The organism is Frigoribacterium sp. CFBP 13729 (genome assembly GCF_014841875.1).
GTDB lineage: Bacteria > Actinomycetota > Actinomycetes > Actinomycetales > Microbacteriaceae > Frigoribacterium.
This window is the reverse complement of the sequence record NZ_JACYUR010000002.1, coordinates 240,568-257,788: the sequence shown is the minus strand read 5'-3', so window position 1 is coordinate 257,788 and position 17,221 is coordinate 240,568. Positions and strand designations below refer to the sequence as shown.

The 17,221-nt window shown below is 70.1% G+C and carries 9 protein-coding genes; 2 read left to right on the top strand and 7 right to left on the bottom strand.

Going from position 1 to position 17,221, the window contains the following annotated elements:
• Positions 1-86 precede the first annotated feature (86 nt).
• Both IFT77_RS07615 and IFT77_RS07610 read left to right on the top strand, forming a co-directional pair.
• Positions 87-950: an alpha/beta fold hydrolase gene (locus IFT77_RS07615; RefSeq protein ID WP_192040944.1), complete on the top strand. Its 864-nt coding sequence runs from the start codon at positions 87-89 to the stop codon at positions 948-950.
• 52 nt (positions 951-1,002) lie between these two features.
• The gene (locus IFT77_RS07610; RefSeq protein WP_192040943.1) at positions 1,003-1,536 is read left to right on the top strand and encodes a GNAT family N-acetyltransferase; all 534 of its coding nucleotides are present in this window, start codon (positions 1,003-1,005) and stop codon (positions 1,534-1,536) included.
• Positions 1,537-1,720: 184 nt separating this feature from the next.
• Here IFT77_RS07610 and IFT77_RS07605 read toward each other — a convergent pair whose 3' ends face one another.
• From IFT77_RS07605 to IFT77_RS07575, 7 genes are all read right to left on the bottom strand, one after another.
• Complete coding sequence (locus IFT77_RS07605; RefSeq protein WP_192040942.1) at positions 1,721-3,214, bottom strand: alkaline phosphatase family protein; 1,494 nt, start codon at positions 3,212-3,214, stop codon at positions 1,721-1,723.
• A 142-nt stretch (positions 3,215-3,356) separates the two neighbouring features.
• Positions 3,357-4,616, bottom strand: coding sequence for a PrsW family intramembrane metalloprotease (locus IFT77_RS07600; RefSeq protein WP_192040941.1), 1,260 nt, complete (start codon positions 4,614-4,616; stop codon positions 3,357-3,359).
• Entirely contained in the window at positions 4,613-5,242 is a 630-nt protein-coding gene (locus tag IFT77_RS07595; protein ID WP_192040940.1) for a hypothetical protein, read from the bottom strand. The genes IFT77_RS07600 and IFT77_RS07595 overlap by 4 nt, the downstream gene beginning before the upstream one ends.
• Before the next feature lie 41 nt (positions 5,243-5,283).
• Positions 5,284-6,057 (bottom strand): CPBP family intramembrane glutamic endopeptidase, encoded by a 774-nt coding sequence (locus tag IFT77_RS07590; protein WP_244638597.1) that lies wholly within the window; start codon positions 6,055-6,057, stop codon positions 5,284-5,286.
• A 420-nt stretch (positions 6,058-6,477) separates the two neighbouring features.
• Positions 6,478-8,850 (bottom strand): Ig-like domain-containing protein, encoded by a 2,373-nt coding sequence (locus tag IFT77_RS07585; RefSeq protein WP_192040938.1) that lies wholly within the window; start codon positions 8,848-8,850, stop codon positions 6,478-6,480.
• 90 nt (positions 8,851-8,940) lie between these two features.
• The gene (locus IFT77_RS07580) at positions 8,941-11,220 is read right to left on the bottom strand and encodes an Ig-like domain-containing protein (protein ID WP_192169650.1); all 2,280 of its coding nucleotides are present in this window, start codon (positions 11,218-11,220) and stop codon (positions 8,941-8,943) included.
• A 267-nt stretch (positions 11,221-11,487) separates the two neighbouring features.
• A complete protein-coding gene (locus IFT77_RS07575) occupies positions 11,488-16,836 on the bottom strand; it encodes an S-layer family protein (protein WP_192169649.1) in 5,349 nt (1,782 codons plus the stop codon).
• Between the last annotated feature and the right edge of the window lie 385 nt (positions 16,837-17,221).

Below are 17,221 nucleotides of genomic sequence, written 5' to 3'. Positions count from 1 at the left end.
CGGTCCTCGCCTCCTCGCACCTGTCCGGCACGACCTGACCCATGCTACCGTCACCTAACCAGTAAAACAATCCAAAGGGGTTACTCATGGTCGCCGTCCACCACCGCACCGTCTCCGTCGACGGGCACGACGTGTTCTACCGGGAGGCCGGGCCCGCCGACGCCCCCGTGCTGCTCCTGCTGCACGGGTACCCGTCGAGCTCCCACATGTTCCGGCACCTCATCCCGGCACTGGCCGAACGGTACCGCGTGGTGGCCCCCGATCACCTCGGCTTCGGTCGCTCGTCCGCCCCGTCGACCGACGAGTTCGACTACACCTTCGAGGCCCTCGCCGCCGTGACCGGACGGTTCCTCTCGTCGTTGGGGATCGAGCGGTACACGGTCTACGTCCAGGACTACGGCGCCCCGATCGGCTGGCGTCTCGCCCTCGCCGACCCGGCGGCGATCACCGGCGTCATCAGCCAGAACGGCAACGCCTACGAGGACGGCTTCGTGCCGAGCTTCTGGGACGGGATCTGGGCCGACGCCGCCGAGCGGACCGACGAGACCCGCGACGCGCTCCGCCCCGCGCTCGGGCGGGAGGCCGTCGAGTGGCAGTACACCCACGGCGTGCCCGACCCCACGACCGTCGACCCCGACGCCTGGGAGCACGACCTCGTGCTCCTCGCCCGCCCCGGACAGGACGACGTCCAGCTCGCCCTCTTCCGCGACTACGCGACCAACCGCGCCCTGTACCCGGCGGTGCACGACTGGCTCCGCACCTCCGGCGTCCCCGTCCTGGCCATCTGGGGACGCAACGACGAGATCTTCGCGGCCGCGGGCGCGAACGCGTTCCTCGAGGACTCCCCCCCGGCCCGGGTGGAGCTCGTCGACGGCGGGCACTTCCTCCTCGAGTCGCACCTGGACGAGGTCGCCGGCACGATCAGGGACTGGCTCGCAGACCAGGCCTGAGCACTCCGGACCGCCCCCCTTCCGCCGCGGGCGCATGCAGGGAGAATGGACCATGACCAGCGACCTGAGCCTCCCCGTCGTCGTCTCGGCCCGTGGCGCCGACGTGCTCGTCCGACGAGCCGTGCCGGACGACCTCCACGCCGTCATGCGGCTGCTGGCCGACGACCCGGTCAGCGCAGGCCGAGGCGACGTCGCCGGCGAGGAGGACGTGGACGCGTACGCCTCGGCGCTCGGTCGCATCGTCGACGACCCGAGCAACGAGCTCGTCGTCGTCGAGGACCGGGACGGGGTGGTCGTGGGCACGCTGCAGCTGACGGTCGTCCCCGGCATGGCCCGGCGGGGCAGCACCCGGCTGCTCGTCGAGGCGGTCCGCGTCGCGAGTACCGAGCGCTCGTCCGGCATCGGCAGCGCTCTGATGCGATGGGTGGTCGAGCAAGCCGCCGTCGAGCTCCGCACGCCGCTGGTGCAGCTCACCTCGGACGGCGCACGCACCGACGCGCACCGCTTCTACCTGAGGCTCGGCTTCGTCGACTCGCATGTCGGATTCAAGTACGCCGTGACGCTCCCGGACTCGCCGAGCCGATAGCCGGGAACGTCTGGTTCCAGCCGCCACGGCCGCACCGGCGCTGTCGGTGTCGATCAGCGCTCGAGCAAGGAGAGGCGGGAGACGCCGACTGCCGCCCGCCCCTCTGCCGCTTCGAGATGAGTCGCCCCGGTCCGGCCCGCTTCTCGAGCCGGGGGGTGCCTCCTGGTTCTCGATCGCTCGCGAGCTACTTCACCTGCAGGTCGTCGACAGCCCAGAACCAGTTGTTGTCACCGTTCGTCAGCGAGAACCGCACCCGCATCGAGGAGGCGCCGGTGGGAACGCTCACCACGTGACGATCGACGGCAGCGATGCGGTCGGCCGTGTACGTCGTGACGTTGCGCCAGGTGCCACCGTCGAACGAGACGAGCACGGACGCCGTCTCCGCGCCCTCCTTCCGGTAGTGCGAGCCGAACGAGACGGTCGCACTCGACTTGCCTGCGACCGAGTACGCCTGCGAGGTCATGAGGCTGTTGAAGGTGCCCGACTTGCTCTTGTCGGCCCACTCATCGCTGTCGGCGACGGCGAAGACGCCGCGCGCGCGGACGTTCGTCTCGCGCTGCTGACCTGTCTCCGTGGCGGTCCAGAAGGGGTCCGTGGTCAGTGACCAGCCCCGCCACTCGGTGACGCCTCCCGTGCCCATGCCGGAGTTGTCGACCGTCCAGCCCGAGGGGAACGTCTTCGTCCAGCCGAGGGTGCCGCCCGGGATGCCCGTCTCGTCGACACGGCCCTGGAGGCTGCCTGCCCGGGTGTCGAAGGGGTCGGTCGACGCTGTAGCGAGCGGTCGGCCGTCGAGGACGGACGGCACGGCCACGCCGAAGGCCGAGAGGACGTCCGCGGCGATGTCGACGTTCTTCGGGGCGATCGCGGGCGTGGTCTTCGTGATGCCGGGGCCGGTCTTGATGATGAACGACGCACGCTCGGCAGCGCTGTTCCCGCCGTGTCCGCCAGAGTCGGTGTGGCCGTGGTCGGAGGTGATGATGAACGACCACGACTCGGAGGCGTAGCCGGGGCGGGACGTGACCGCGGTCCGCAGTTTCCCGATCAGGCCGTCGACCTCGGAGACGGCGTCGAGGTAGTCCTGCGAGGCGGCACCGTGGTCGTGGCCGGCATGGTCGACGTCGTCGAAGTGGATGAAGGAGGCGTTGGGCCCGGTGCTGCGGAGGTACGAGGCGGCTTTCGCGGCGGTGTCGACGTCGCCTGTGGATGCGTAGCGCTGGTCGACGGCCGAGGTAAGCAGGGCGGGGCCAGCAGAACCGTCGACGATCGGAGCCCAGGTGACGGCGGCGTAGGTGCTCACGGCACGGTCTGCGGCCTCGAGGCGAGACAGGAAGTCGGGGTAGGAGGCGATGCTGCTGCCCGCCCAGCTGTTGCTGGTGACCCCGTGCTTGTCGGGCCAGACACCGCTGAGGTTCGTCGCCCAGCCGGGCCCGGAGAACGTACTCGACATGGGCGAGCCGTACAGGCTGGTCTTGCTCGAGTACCCGGACGCGATCATCGCGTCGAGGTTCGGCGCCGCGGCAGGGGCGATCCTGTCGAACAGGAGTCCGTCGACGCCTATGACGACGACGTGGCGGGAGGTGTCGACGGCGGCGGAGGCCGCGATCGGCACCGCGGTCGCGGCGAGCGTGGCGGCGACGATCCCTGCGGCGAGCACGGTCGCCTTGCGGGGTGTTCTCATGGGGGCCCTTCTCAGTCGGTGATCAAGCGAGGTAGACAGCTAGACCACCGTGACCCACATAGGTACACAACTCAAGCGAAGGAGGCGCGACAAGCGGTGAAGAGTGCGTGAACATCGGAGCCGCCGACGTCGGCGCCCCGTCTCAGCGGACCGTCGGTCCCGGAGCGCTCAGCTCGCCGCTCCCCCCTCGGATGCGCTCCAGGTCGCGCCGGACGCGGTCGGCGCGCGTCCCGTCCGCATCGGGCACGGCATGTGCAAGGTCGCTGACGGCGCGGAGCAGGGCGCCCCGAGCACGCCTCTCCTGGCGGGTGGCACCGCGTCGAACGAACCTCCGCCTGGAGTGGCGCGTGCTGCACGCGGCGTCGGATTCCTCTCGGGTGATGATGCCCGTGGCCACTTCAGGGGCGAGGACGGTCCGCATGTCGTCCTTCTCCGGCCGCACCGCGAACCGGAAGACCAGGACGACGGCGACACCGACGGCAGCCATGATGCCCAGCTCCAGGACGATGCTCCAGTCAACGAAGGGGCCCAGGATTCCGCCAACGCTGTCCCACGCGCTGTGGAAGAGCATCGCGAGCAGCATCAGACCGACACCGGGCAGGACTCGTCGCCGCCGGGCGGGGCTGCCGATCAGGAGGAACAAGCCGGTGGCGAAGATCGCCGAGTAGGCGAGGTGCCCCGCGACGCCGGTCACGAGGCGGAGGACGAGGACGAAGAAGGCGGAGCGGAAGGGGTCGGTCCCGAACTGCGCGCCAGCACTCTGGGTGACGTAGAGCAGATCCTCGACGACCTCGAAGCCGAGCCCGATGAACGCCCCCAGGATGAACGCGTCGAAGGTCGTGCGGACGACGCGTGAGGCGAGCGTGATGAGGAGGACGAGCCCGATGCCCTTGGAGAACTCCTCGGTCACGGGGGCGGTGAGCCCGGCGCCCCAGTCGGAGGCGAAGGTCTGGCCGAAGTTCTTGCCCCACAACGTCAAGACTGCGTCGTTGGCCTGGATGGCGAAGAAGAACGTGGCCGCGAGGCCTCCCCACACCACAGCGTGCACGGCGAGGGCGGCAGGCAAGGTCGAGTAGCGGTCCATCGTGTGGGTGATCCACCAGCAGAGCGCGGCGTAGAGAGCCAGCATGAAGCCGTCAATCAGGACCGTGGAGGCGAAGGGACGCGCGGCACTGCCGAACACGGTGGCGGCGTGCCACGCTCCGCCCAGCGCGAGCACCCAGAAGACCCAGAAGGCCGCGTTGCGAGGCTGGTAGACCGTGAAGCGCTCGCCCCAGCCGGATCGTGCGACGACGTCTGCTCGTGCGTCATGGAGGAGCCCGAGCTCGGCAGCCGACACAGCGGCAGCGGCACGAGAACCGTCGTTCGCACGTCGGCGCGGCCAGGAGTTCAGGCGGATCATGCGGGTACCTCCACGGCCTGGATGCTCGACAGTGCCGCGCCGATCAGGTCTGCTCGAGTCGTCGGAGTGTCCGCCGGCGTGCGGACGACGACCTCGATGCCGACCCCGTCGACGATGAACGCCGCGATCGCGCCGTCCGCGCCGACGTCCTGGAACTCGCTGATCACGCCCGGGATGCCCGACGCGGTCGTCAGCGAGCTCGCTGCGCCCCTGATGGGCATGGCGCTGTTGCCCCGGTCGATGTCACGGATCTGTTCGAGCAGCTGCTCGGGCGTGCCCGAGAAGTCGTCGGCGGTGACCGAGATCGAGGTGGACCCGGTGAACACCGCCGCCGTGTCGGGGTAGCTGCCTCCCGCGGGCAGCGCGTCGGTCAAAATGCCCTGGCTGATGCCCCAGCCGGCCGGGGGCGTGAACTGCACGCCGGCGCCGAGGGTCATCGTCTGCCCTGCGGGGACGGTCTCCTCGTAGGGCACCAGGGAGTCGACCCAGGGGATGCCCCAGTGCATGACGGCCGCGGAGGCCAGGACGATGCCGGCGGGCAGCAGGGTCTTCCGGTCCATGCCGGCGAAGCGCCGGTCGGCCGGCACCCAGCGGTCGACGCTCCCGTCAGTGGTCGAGTTCGTCATCGACGTCCGATCTCTTCGTGGTGGGTCTCGCTCAGATCGGGTCAGGCGAGGTGACCACGATCGACCGGCGCAGGCTGCCGGTGATGTGCCGCACGGCGTTCGGTCAGGAGGAAGACGACGAGCAGGACGACGCCGACGAGGACGAGGACGATGTTGCCGAGCTGGGCCAGGGAACCCACGCTGCCCTGCAGCGGGTAGGTGCCCTGCATGAAGACGCTCGGGTCGGTGCTCGCGTGCAGCAGGATCGGAGCGATGATCGTTCCGGTCACCCGGAGGGCGAGGTACATGCAGAGGCCGAAGAAGAACGTGTAGAGCATCTGCAGCATCGTGGGGACCAGCGCCTGACCGGTGAAGAGGTTGGTCGCGTGCAGCAGCGAGAACAACGCCGCGGAGACGAGCCCGACGGCGATCTCGGAGCGGCCGGCCGAGCGCATGATGCGGACCACGTACCCACGAGTCAGCACTTCCTCCGAGAAGCCGATGACCAGACCTGCCAGGAGCCACGCGGCGACCCAGTCGAAGCCTGCTGCTTCGTAGTCAATGCTCGCGAAGCGCAGCACGTTGAAGAGCAGCACGACGGCGACGGCGATCCACATCCAGCCTCGGCCCGGGACGTCCTGCCGCGCGAACAGGCCTCTCAGCCAGCCCAGGCTGGCACCGAAGCCGACCAGGATCAGGCTGCCGATCAGGACCGGGACGACGATGAGGACGAGGACGTAGCTGGCCGAGCCGGCGTCGCCGATGAACGGCACGAACGGGGCCATGAGGAGCGACGCGGGCTCATAGATGGCGAGGTAGCCGACGGCAAGGATCAACGCCTTCCACCATCGACCCTGTTCCCAGAACCGCGCCCACCCTGATCGTGCAGCAGTGTCTTCCATGATCCTCCTCTTGGTTGAGGTTCAGTCAACCATCAGCTTCGGGGACGATTCAAGTTGATGTCGGGGGGGTGAGGACCCGTCTCCGCGGCGCTCCCCTGCGTTCCGATCAGGGCCGAACGTCGCAGGCGCAGGCGCCCTGCAACGATGCACGCTGCCGTGCCTCCCCACCAGATGGCGAGGGCGACGATCGCGACGACGAGATAGGCGTGCTCAGTCGTCGCCCCGGCGTACGGCTGGGCGTCGAGGGCATCCAGGGCTGTCCTGACGAAGACGGCTCCGAGGACGGCGCTGAGGACACAGCCCACCGCGACGCCGACGTAGATGCGTCGTCGTCGCGGTGGGCTGTCCCGGTGTTCAGGCTTCGTGGTCGTGGCCTGCTCGTCGGCGTCGGACTGCGATCAGGGTGAGCCCTGCCAGCAGGAGGAGCGCGGCCGCCGTGATGCCGGACACGACCATGTCACTGCCGGTGAAGGCGAGGTTCGAACCTCTCGTGCTCCCGTTGGCGGCACTCGTGTCAGTACCGGTGCCGGTGCCGTTTCCGGGGTCGGCACCCGTTCCCGTGCCGGGGGTGGTGCCGGGGTCCTCGCCGACGACGGGTGCTGCCGTCACGGTGAACTGCGCGGCCGTCGAGCCGGACGTCACTCCGGTGAGCGTGATGGTGTGCGTGCCCGGGGTCGCGTCGAGGGACACGGTCCACGTGATCGAGACGGCACCGTTCTGGTCGGCGGTCGCGGTGCCCACCTGCACCGGGTCCGACGTCATGACGGCGGTGACGGTCTCGCCTGCGGCGAAGCCCTCACCGAGGACGGTCTGGGTCTGGCCGGCCTGGACGGTGGCGTTCTCGACTCGTGACGTGAGGACGGTGGCGGCACGTGACACGGTGACCGTGGTGGCGGCGGAGGTGTTCCCGTCACCTGTCGACACGGTGACCTCGAGCACGGTGCCGGGCGCCTGGGCGGGGTCGAGCGGGACGGAGAACCGTCCGGTGGCATCCGTGGTTCCGGAGCCGACGAGGGTGCCTCCAGCGGTGACGGCGATGCCGGTCTCCGGCGCTGCGCTCCCGGTGACGACGGTGCCGTCGGTCGGATCGACGGTCGGCGCCGTAGGCGTGGGTGCCGTGACGGTCACGAAGGTGACCTCGGACGAGCCGCCGGCGTTCGTGGCGGTGACCGAGAGGACTGCTCCGGGCTGCTGGGCGGGAGACAGCGGGACGGTGAACGCGCCGGTGCCCTCGGTCGTGGCGGTGCCCAGGGTGGCGCCGGTGGCGGTCACGGTGATCGTGGAGTCGGGCTCAGCCGTTCCCGTCACGGTCGTTCCCGTGGTGGGGTCGACGGTCGGGGCCGCGGGGGCGGGGATCGGGACCGTGATCTCGGTGGCGGCCGAGGTGTTGCCGGCGGCGTCGGCAGCGGTGACGCGGAGCGGGGCGCCGCCTGCCTGGGCAGGCGTGAGCGTGATGGTGAAGTTCCCGGTGGCGTCTGCCGTGGCAGATCCGATGGCGATGCCGGTGCTGTCGAGGACTGTGACGGTCGACTCGGCCTCTGCGGTGCCGGCGACCGTGGTGCCGGTGACGGAGGTGACGGTCGGGGCGTCGGGGGCGGCGGTGTCCGCGACGGTCGTCCGCAGTCGGAGCGTGGCGGTCTCGGCGGTCCGGGAGACGACATCGAGGGTGGTCGCACCGGTCGCCGTGGTGAAGGTCGATCCGGGAGCCCAGGAGTTGGGGCGGGTGCCGTTGCCGGTGCCCTGCGGGGAGATCAGCAGGGTCTGGGTCGTTCCCTCCATGCGGAGGATGCGCACGCCGCGGACGGAGGCGTAGGTGTCGCCGCCGACGGACGAGGTCCTCGAACCGGCGATGTAGCCCGTGTCGTAGCGGGTGGGCGTCGCGAGCTCCGCCCAGTAGGTGATGCCCGAGGAGGGGTCGGTGAACTGCAGCGAACGAACGCCCGTGGTGGCCTCGCGTGCCTGGATCGTGACGGTCTGGTCCACACTCGTCGGGCTGTCGACGTCGATGTAGTCCGCGGCGGTCAAGATGCCGGTGCGGATCTGGTTCGGGGTCGAGAAGTTCTTGTAGATCGTCTCGTAGCTGCCGCCCATGACGTCGTACGTGTCCTCGTAACCTCTCGAGACGCAGTTTCCGCCCTCGGAGGCGAGGCGGCCGTCGACGACGTCGGCGGGGCAGTCGAGGAGGTTCGCGTGGCCGAAGTCCATGGTGTGGCCCATCTCGTGCGCCCAGACGCCGTCCCAGAGGCCTTCGAGGTAGGCGCGGCCGCCGCCGACCATCGAGGGGCCGCCGCTCGTGGCGCTGCCCCGGAAGGTGCAGCCCTCCGCGACGGAGATGATCAGCCCCTGCCCCTGTCCGGAGCCCGGCCACCCGGTCGCGGCGATCGCGTCGCCACGGAGGTTCGGGTTGCCGTCGCCGCAGACGCCCTCGCCGGGGCGGTAGATGAGCTGCTTGATCTCGAACTGCACCAGGCCGTTCGTCATCGACAGCCAGTAGTCGCTCATGCCCTGGAACTCGTCCCGGACCTTCTGCTCTGTCGTCGCCTGGTCGACGGAGGCGGTCTCGGCGGTGGTGGTGACGTAGATCGACACGGGCACGGCGGTGGCGGCTGCGTGCGCGGGCGGGGCCTCGGCGACCACGGCACCGGTGACGGCAAGGGCGGAGGCGAGTAAACCGGCACCGAGCATGCGCCCGAGACGTCCTCGTCTATGGGTGGTGAGTGCTGACATGGCGACCCTTTCGGGGATGGAGATGGAATCGATCTTCGGTGTTCTTGCTGTCGGGGACGGCGGCCGCCGTCGGGGGCCTGCCCGCGGCGGTCAGTCGGCCGTCTCAGCAGCGGAGCGTCGGCGGCGGAACCACAGCCCGAGGAGCAGCAGCGCGCCAGCGATGATCGGGATGCCGGACCCGAGCGACAGGGCGGTCAGATCGTCGCCCGTGAAGGCGAGCGTCCCGGGGGATGTCGGCGCGGTGTCGTCACCAGAACCGGACCCTGCCGGCACCGCGTTCCCTGCCCCAGGGGTCACAGGATCCTGCGGGGCCGCTCCGGCGGCTGCCGTCACGAGGAACTGAGTCTGGGCTCCACCTGACTCATCGCCTGTGAGCGTCACCGTGTAGGTGCCTGCCGCGACATCGGCCGGGGCTGCCCACGTGAAGCCGACTGATCCGCCTGCTCCTGCGATCCGAGTGCCGAGATCGGCGCCGTTCGGCGTGATGCTGGCGCGGACGGTCTCTCCTGGGACGAAGCCGCTGCCGGTGAACGTCTGGGTCGTTCCGGCCTGGATGCTGCCGCTGGCCACCTGCACGGTGGGCGCGACCGGTGCAGCCTGCACGGTGACCGTCGTCGGGGCGGAGACGTTGGCCTCACCGACCGCTGCCGTCACCTCCAGGACTGTTCCGGGCGCCTGAGCCGGGTCGAGCTGGACTGCGAACCGGCCCGTGCTGTCCGCGATGCCCGAGCCGACCAGGGTCTCGCCGGCCTTGACAGCGATGCCTGCACCAGCGACCGCGGTGCCCATGACGGTGGAGCCGTTGGTGGGCTCGACCACTGGAGCAGCAGGTGCGGGGGCGGTGACCGTGACGAAGGTCGTCGGTGATGTGCCTCCGGCCGTGGTGGCCGTCACCTGGAGCACCGTTCCGACCGGCTGAGCGGTGGGAAGGGCAAGGGTGAAGGAACCGTCGGCGGTAGCGGTCGTCGTTCCGAGCGTCGCCCCGTCCTTGTTCACCGTGATGACGGCATCCGGCTCGGACGTTCCGCTCACCACAGCACCGGTGGTCGAGTCGACCGTGGGAGCGGAGGGCGTGGGGGCAGGCACAGTGACGTCGGTCGCCGGAGAGGCGTTGCCTGCGGCGTCGGTGGCGGTGACCACGAGCTGGGCACCGACGGCCTGGAGAGGAGCAACTGAGATGTCGTAGTTGCCGTCCGCGTCGGCGACGACCGATCCGACGGTCGCGCCGGCAGCGTCTGCGACCGTGATGGTCGCTCCGGGCTCGGCCGTCCCGATGAGCCGACCGGCCGTGATGGTGGTCACGACAGGAGCTTCCGGGGCAGCCGTGTCAGCGACGGTCGTCCGCAGGCGGAGTGTCGCCGTGGTGGCTGTCTGGGCGACGACCTCGAGGTTCACGGCACCGCCGTCGGTCTCGAAGGCTGAGCCGACGGGCCAGGACGTCTGGCGGGTGCCGGCAGTGGTGGCGGCCGGGGAGATCAGGAGCGTCTGCGTCGTGTCCAGCATGCGGAGGATGCGAACGCCGCGGGTGTACTGGTAGGTGCCTCCACCGACGACGGAGTTGATCGATCCTGCCCCGTAGCCGTTGTCGTAGCGGACCGGGGTCGCGAGCTCCGCCCAGTACGTGATCCCGGTGGACGGGTCGGTGAACTCCAGCGAGCGTGTTCCGGCAGTGGCCTCGCGCGCCTGGAGGACGACGGTCTGATCGACGGCGGTGGGGCTGTCGATGTCGACGTAGTCCTCGGCGGTAAGGATGCCGACGCGGATCTGGTTCGGAGTCGAGAAGTTCTTGTACACCGTCTGGTAGCTGACACCCATGACGTCGTACGCGTCGCCGTAGCCGCGGGACGTGCACTGGCCGCCCTCGGACGCGATCCGCCCGTCGACGACGCCAGCGGGGCAGTCGAGGAGGTTGGCGTGGCCGAAGGTCAGGGTGTGCCCCATCTCGTGAGCCCAGTTCCCGTCCCAGAGCCCCTCGAGGTATGCACGCCCTCCTCCGAGGAAGGTCCCGCTGTTCGTGGCGCTGCCTGCGTAGGTGCAGCCCTCGGCGACGGCGATGATCAGCGATTCGCCGCTGCCTCCGCCGCCCCAGCCGGTGGCGGCCTGGGCATCGTCACGGATGCGGGGGTTGCCGTTCTTGCAGACACCCTCACCGGGACGGTAGACGAGTTGCTTGATCTCGAATCGCACGAGCCCGTTGGACATGGAGAACCAGTAGTCGCTCATGCCCTGGAACTCGTCACGGACCTTCTGTTCCACGGTGGACTGATCGGCCGACGCGGTCTCGGCAGTCGTGGTCACGTACAGCGACACCGGCAGCACCGTCGTCGCTGCCACCGCGGGGGTAGCGGTGCCGGTGACCAGCGCGGTCACCGCGATAGTGGCGGTGAGGACTGATGCCCCCAGGGCACGGAGGCGCCGCCGTGGGATCGTCCTGCTCCGAGATGTGCGCTGGCTCGTCGTGCTCAAGTGTTTCCCCTTGGGTGCGTGATCTGGATTGAAGCAGTGGTCATGTCGGGGGGGGCGGTGGCCGCCGCGGGTAACCAGTCCGCGGCGGGCACCGTGGGTCACCTGCGAGGGCGATGCGGTGACCCCGCCGGCCCGTACTCACCCGATGTCAGTACGGACCGGCCGTTCGTGTCAGCGCTCTTCGCGCCGCTTCCGTCGCACGAGCACCAGGGTTGTCCCGGCCAGGAGGAGGAGCAGCCCTCCGAGGCCTGCCCATCCGGCCGTCTCGGTCCCGGTGAAGGCCAGCTGCTGACCGGTCGGCGTGGTGATGATCACGCCTCCGCCCGGTGCCGGTGTGACCCCCACGGGCAGGGCGGTCACGTCGACGCTGAGGGTCGCGGTGGTCCGGTTCCCGCTGCCGTCGGCGACGGAGTAGGTGATCGTCGAGGTGCCGGTGAAGGCCGGGTCGGGGGTGAAGGTGATCAGTCCCGTCGTGGTGTCGACGGTGTAGGTGCCCTCACCGGGGATGGTGACGGTGGTCACCAAGGCGCCGGTGGTCGGGTCGACCAGGCGCAGCGAGCTGCGATCGAGGTCACCGGTGCCGGCGGTGTCGTTCGCGAACGGGTCGATGGTGACCGATCCGCCTCGAGGGACCGTGACGGTGTCGTTGCCGGCGACCGGGGCGACGCCGGTGACCGTCGCGGTGATGGTCGATCCCGTCGTGACTCCGTCGGTGTCGCTGACCTGGTACCCGATCGGGGTCGCCGTCCCGGAGAACGTGGCGAGCGGGGTGAAAGTGACCTGACCGCCGGCGCCGACGGTCCAGGTTCCCTCGCCGGGGACGGTGACGGTGGTCACGGCGTTCCCGGTGGCCGGGTCGACCAGGCGCAGGGTGGCGGGGTCGAGGGTCGCTCCGGTGCCGCTGACACGGTCGTTGGCGAGCGGGGTGACCGTGACGGGCGTGTCCTGCCCGGTGGTCGCGACGTCCGGCACGGCCACTGGTGCCGCGGTGACGGTGACGCTGACGGTCGAGATGTCGGTCTGCCCGTCGCTGTCGGTCAGCTGGTACGGGACGGTGGCCGTCCCGACGAACCCGGTCTCGGGGGTGAAGGTCACCGTGCGGCCGTCGGGACCGATGGTCCAGGTGCCCTCGCCGGGGACGACGAGGGTCGTCACCGGGTTCCCGTCGCCGTCGAGGAACGTCACGGGCACGTCGGCGAAGTTCGCCGCGCTCCCGAGGCCGTCGTTGCCGAGGACGTCGATCGCGGCCGGCTTGCCCGAGGGGACGGTGGCGGAGTCGGGCGTCGCCGTCGGCGGGGTGCCGCTCGTGACGGTGATCGTTCCGGTGACGGTGCCGCCGACGTTCGTCGTCGCCGTGTACTCCAGCGCAGTCGCAGGTCCGGTGAACCCGTCGACGGGGGCGAAAGTGACGACCCCGGTCGTGGTGTCCACGGTCCAGGTGCCCTCACCGGGAACCGTGACCGTCGTGGCGGGAGTGCCGGTGGCGGGATCAATCAGTCGCAGCGTCGAGGTGACGAACGACGTGCCGGCGGGGCCGGAGGTGTCATTGCCCAGCGGGCTGACGACGATCGACTCCCCGAACGGCGCCGTCCCGACGTCGTCCGTGGCGGTTGGCGCCCCGGGGGCGCCCACCGTGACGGTGACGTCGGCCGTGACCGACTCGCCGAACGTGGTGGTCGCCGTGTAGCTGACCGGGGTCGCCTCGCCCGTGAAGTCCGGGTCGGGGGTGAACGTGATCTGACCTGTGGCGGTGTCGACCGTGTAGGTGCCCTCGCCATCGATCGTGACCGTGGTCACGGGGTCGCCGGTGGCAGGGTCGGTCAGGCGCACCGAGTTGAGGTCGAACGACGCGGCCGGGTCGCCGGTGTCGTCGTTCCCTGTCGGGGCGAACGTGACGGGGGTGTTGTACGCGGTGCCGACGGTGTCCTCGACTCCAGAGGGCGACGGTGCGGCCAAGACCGACACGGTCAGGGTCGCGGTGTCCCGGTCGCCGTTGACGTCAGCGACGCTGTAGGTGACGGGCGTCGCGGGGCCGGTGAAGGTCGGTAGCGGCTCGAACACGACCTCGCCGTCGGGGGTCACCGAGTAGGTTCCCTCCCCGTCGACGGTGAGAGTCTGGACGAGCGCGCCCGTGGTCGGGTCGACCAGCTGCACCGAGGCCGGGTCGAGGGCAATGCCGGAGGCGCCGGTGTCGTTCCCGAGGACGGGCACGGTCACGTCCGCGCCCTGGGGCGTCGTGATGGTGTCGTCGGCGGCGGTCGGCGGGCCCGTGATCGTCGCGGTGACCGTCGACGTCGACACGCGGCCGTCGCTGTCGGTCACCTGGTACGGAGCCGTGGCCGTCCCGACGAAGCCGGCGACCGGGGTGAAGACGATCTCACCGGTCGCCGTGTCGACGTCGAACTGACCCTGTGAGGTGGCGAGGGTGAGGACAGGGTTCCCGGCTCCGTTGACGAGGCGGACAGAGGCCTGGTCGAAGGTGGCACCGGTGGACGGAGTGTCGTTGGACAGCGGCAGGAACGTGGCCGGCTCGTTGAACGGGGCCGTGGCGGTGTCGGCCGTCGAGGACGCGGGGGTGACGGCGGTGGCCGTCACGGTCGCGGTCGAGGTGAGGTCGGCGGTGTCCGGGTCGGGCGTCACCGAGCTGGCGACGACCTGGTTGGCCAGGGAACCCGCAGCGTCGGCGGTCGCGGTGACGGCGAGGGTCGCGCTGGCGCCGTTCGCGAGGGTCCCGACGGTCCACACCTGGGTGGCGGCGTCGTAGGTCCCCACGGACGGGACGGCGTTCGTGATCGTCAGGCCCGCGGCAGGTCGCTCCTGCACGGTGACGGCCTGACCGTCCGAGAGCCCGGCGTTGCTGGCGGTGACGGTGTACTGCACCGGCTGCCCCTGGCGGACCGTCGTCGACGCGGCGGCCTTGACGACGGAGACGTCGGCGCTGGCCGTCACGGGGACGGTCACGGTGGCCTGGTCATTCGCGGCGTTGCCGTCAGGGGTCGAGGACCTGGTGGAGGCGGTGTTCACGACGTCGACGCCGGCGCCGCTGGCCGGGACGGTCGCGGTGACCGTCCGGACGGAGGACACACCGGGAGCGAGGTCGCCGAGCTGGCAGATGACGACGCCGTCGACGATCGTGCAGTCGTCGCTGGCCGCGGCACCGGTGATCGTGGCGGGGAGCGGGTCGCTGGTGACGACGCCACGGGCGACGGAGGGTCCGTTGTTCGTGGTCGTGATGGTGAACGTGATCGGCCCGCCGGCGACTGCCGGGTTCGGATTCGCGCTCTTCGTCACGGCGAGGTCAGCGTCCTGCTCGACGGTGACGTCAGCCGAGGCGGAGTTGTTCGTCGTGTCGAGGTCGGACGTCGGCGACACGATCGAGGCCGTGTTCGTGAGCGACCCGGCAGGGGCGTCAGCGGCGATGGTCGCGGTGACCGTGACGACGCCCGTGGCGCCTTCGGCCAAAGTGGTCCACTGGCACTGCACAGCACCGTCGGTGACATCGCACGTGGCCCCGGCCGGGGAGACGACGTTCGTGGCCGTCACCCCCGTCGGCAGGGTGTCCTTCAGCACGGTGTTCGTGGCGTCTGAGGGGCCGTTGTTCGTGGCGGTCAGGGTGTAGGTGACCTCGTCGCCGGCGGTCGCCGTCGCGGGCGTGGCCGTCTTGGCGATGCTGAGGTCAGCGAAGGCCGTGGCCGCGAGCTGCGTCGAGCTGGTGTTGTCGGTCGGGTCCGTCTCGGGCGTGGAGGATGTGATCGCTGCGGTGTTCTGGACAACGGCAGCGTCCGGGGCGAGGGTGACGGTGATGGTCGCGGTCTGGGTCGCCCCGGCAGCCAGGGTACCTGCGTCGCAGGTGACGACGTCATCGGTCAGGGTGCAGGTGCCGCCGGGGACGGTGGCCGAGACGAAGGTGACCTCGGGGTCGAGGGGGTCGGTGATGGTGACGCCTCGGGCGTCGGACGGGCCGTCGTTCCGGGCGGTCAACGTGTAGGTGACCGCCTCGCCGGCCACGGGGGTGGTGGGAGCGTAGGTCTTGACGATCGACAGGTCCGCCGCGGTGGTGACCGTGGCTGCTGCTGTGGCGGAGTTGTTGGTGCGGTCGGGGTCCGTGAGCGAACCGGCGATGGTCGCTGTGTTCGTCAGGCCCGCGCCGGGGTCGGCCGTCGCGGGGACTGTCCCGGTGATCGTGATCGGGGTGCTGGCTCCGACGGCCAGGTCGGGGACGGCGCAGCTGATGGTGGTGCCGGTGACGGTGCAGTCCGCACCTGTCGCGGTCACGCCGGTCAGCCCGGCGGGCAGGGTGTCGGTGACGCGGACACCGGTGCCGGCCTGGGGTCCGTTGTTGGAGGCGGTGACCGTGTAGGAGATCGGCTGGCCGGCGACGACCGAGGTCGTGTCTAGGACCTTCGTCACGGCGAGGTCGGCGGCGGGAGCGATCGTGGTCGAGGTCGTCTGGGTGGTGGAGGCGCGGGTCTGACCGAGGATGGGGTCGGTGAAGCCGACGGTGGCGGTGTTGGCGACGGAGCCGTTCGCGGCCGAGACGTTCACGACCGTGTCGAAGGTGGCCGTGGTCGTGGCGCCCGGCTGGATCGTGCCGCCGCCGGTCGCGGAGGCCCCGTCGCCCAGACGGACGGCGACGTTCCGAGACGCCGCTGTGTACTCCCCGCGGTCGTCGCCGCCCTGGTCGGTGAGGCGCCCGGTCCCGGCGCCCGCGGTGATCCGCATCGATCCGGGGACGTAGGTGACACCGGTGGCCAGCGCGTCGTTCACGACGGCGAGCAACGCCGGGTTGCCGCCGTTGTTGGTGGCCGACACGGTGTAGCGCAGCGTGTCACCGACACGAGTGGGGTTGTTCCCCGAGACGTTCTGCACCGTCTTGTTGGCGACGATGCACGGTCCGGTGCCGAAGCTGATCGAGTCCAGGAAGTTACCCGTGGTGGGGCTGCCTCCTGCCGAGCTGATGGCCCGGAAGGCAAAACGGGTGGTGGTCTGCCCGGCGGGCACCGTGTAGGTGCCCGTGTGGGTGCCCCAGGCGGTGTTCCCATCGCTGTAGGTGCCGGCGGTCACGAGGCTGTTGTTGTTGGGCGGTCCGATGAGGACGGCCATCGTGTCTGTGCCGTTCCGGCCGCGGTGCTGCAACGAGTAACTCAGGGTCTGGCCAGGTGTCGTGGCGACGTCCTGGAAGAGGGTCCCCGCGGAGAACGCATTCAGTTCCGCGAACTGCCTGCCCGTGGCTGCTGGCACACCCAGGAAGCCCTGACCCCAGATCTCGAACGACCTCTGCGCATCGGTCGTCTGCCACCCCGGGATGGCGGTGAGGTAGTTGACCGAGTTGTCAGGGACGACCGGTTGCTCGAAGCCGCCGTTGACAAGACCGAGCGTGTTCTGGCAGGCGACAGGATCTTGGGCTGCCGAGGCCGGGGCGACGAGGCCGTTGGTCGGCAAGACGACCGCGGCCGAGGCGATCACCGCTCCGATGCCGATCAGGGCGACGAACTTCTTCCGGGCAGAGGCAAAGGGCATGTGTTGTCGTCCTTGAGAAACGCGCACACCGATCAACGCGTCCGCCCCATGGGTGATCCGGGAGACGCGCACGATCGATGCGCACTGCTGCAGGCCCGGGGTGGGCTGGTTCGGTTGGTAAGGCCTGAGCCACATCCCCTCGAACGTGTGACCCACCCCGCATGACGGGGATTTCTCAACAAGCTAAATGAGTCAGGAGAAGATGTCCAGAAGTCCTCGCGAATAGGCCACTTTGCGCACTCTGACGGGGTACGTTATGTCCTCGGTCTGGCCGACAAGAACCGCCAGACAGCGCATATGGGGTACAGATGCGAGCCCGGCGAGGTTCCACACCGAGGAAACCGCCTGGAGGGGGCTGGGCTGAAGCTCATGGTGTCCTTCGGCC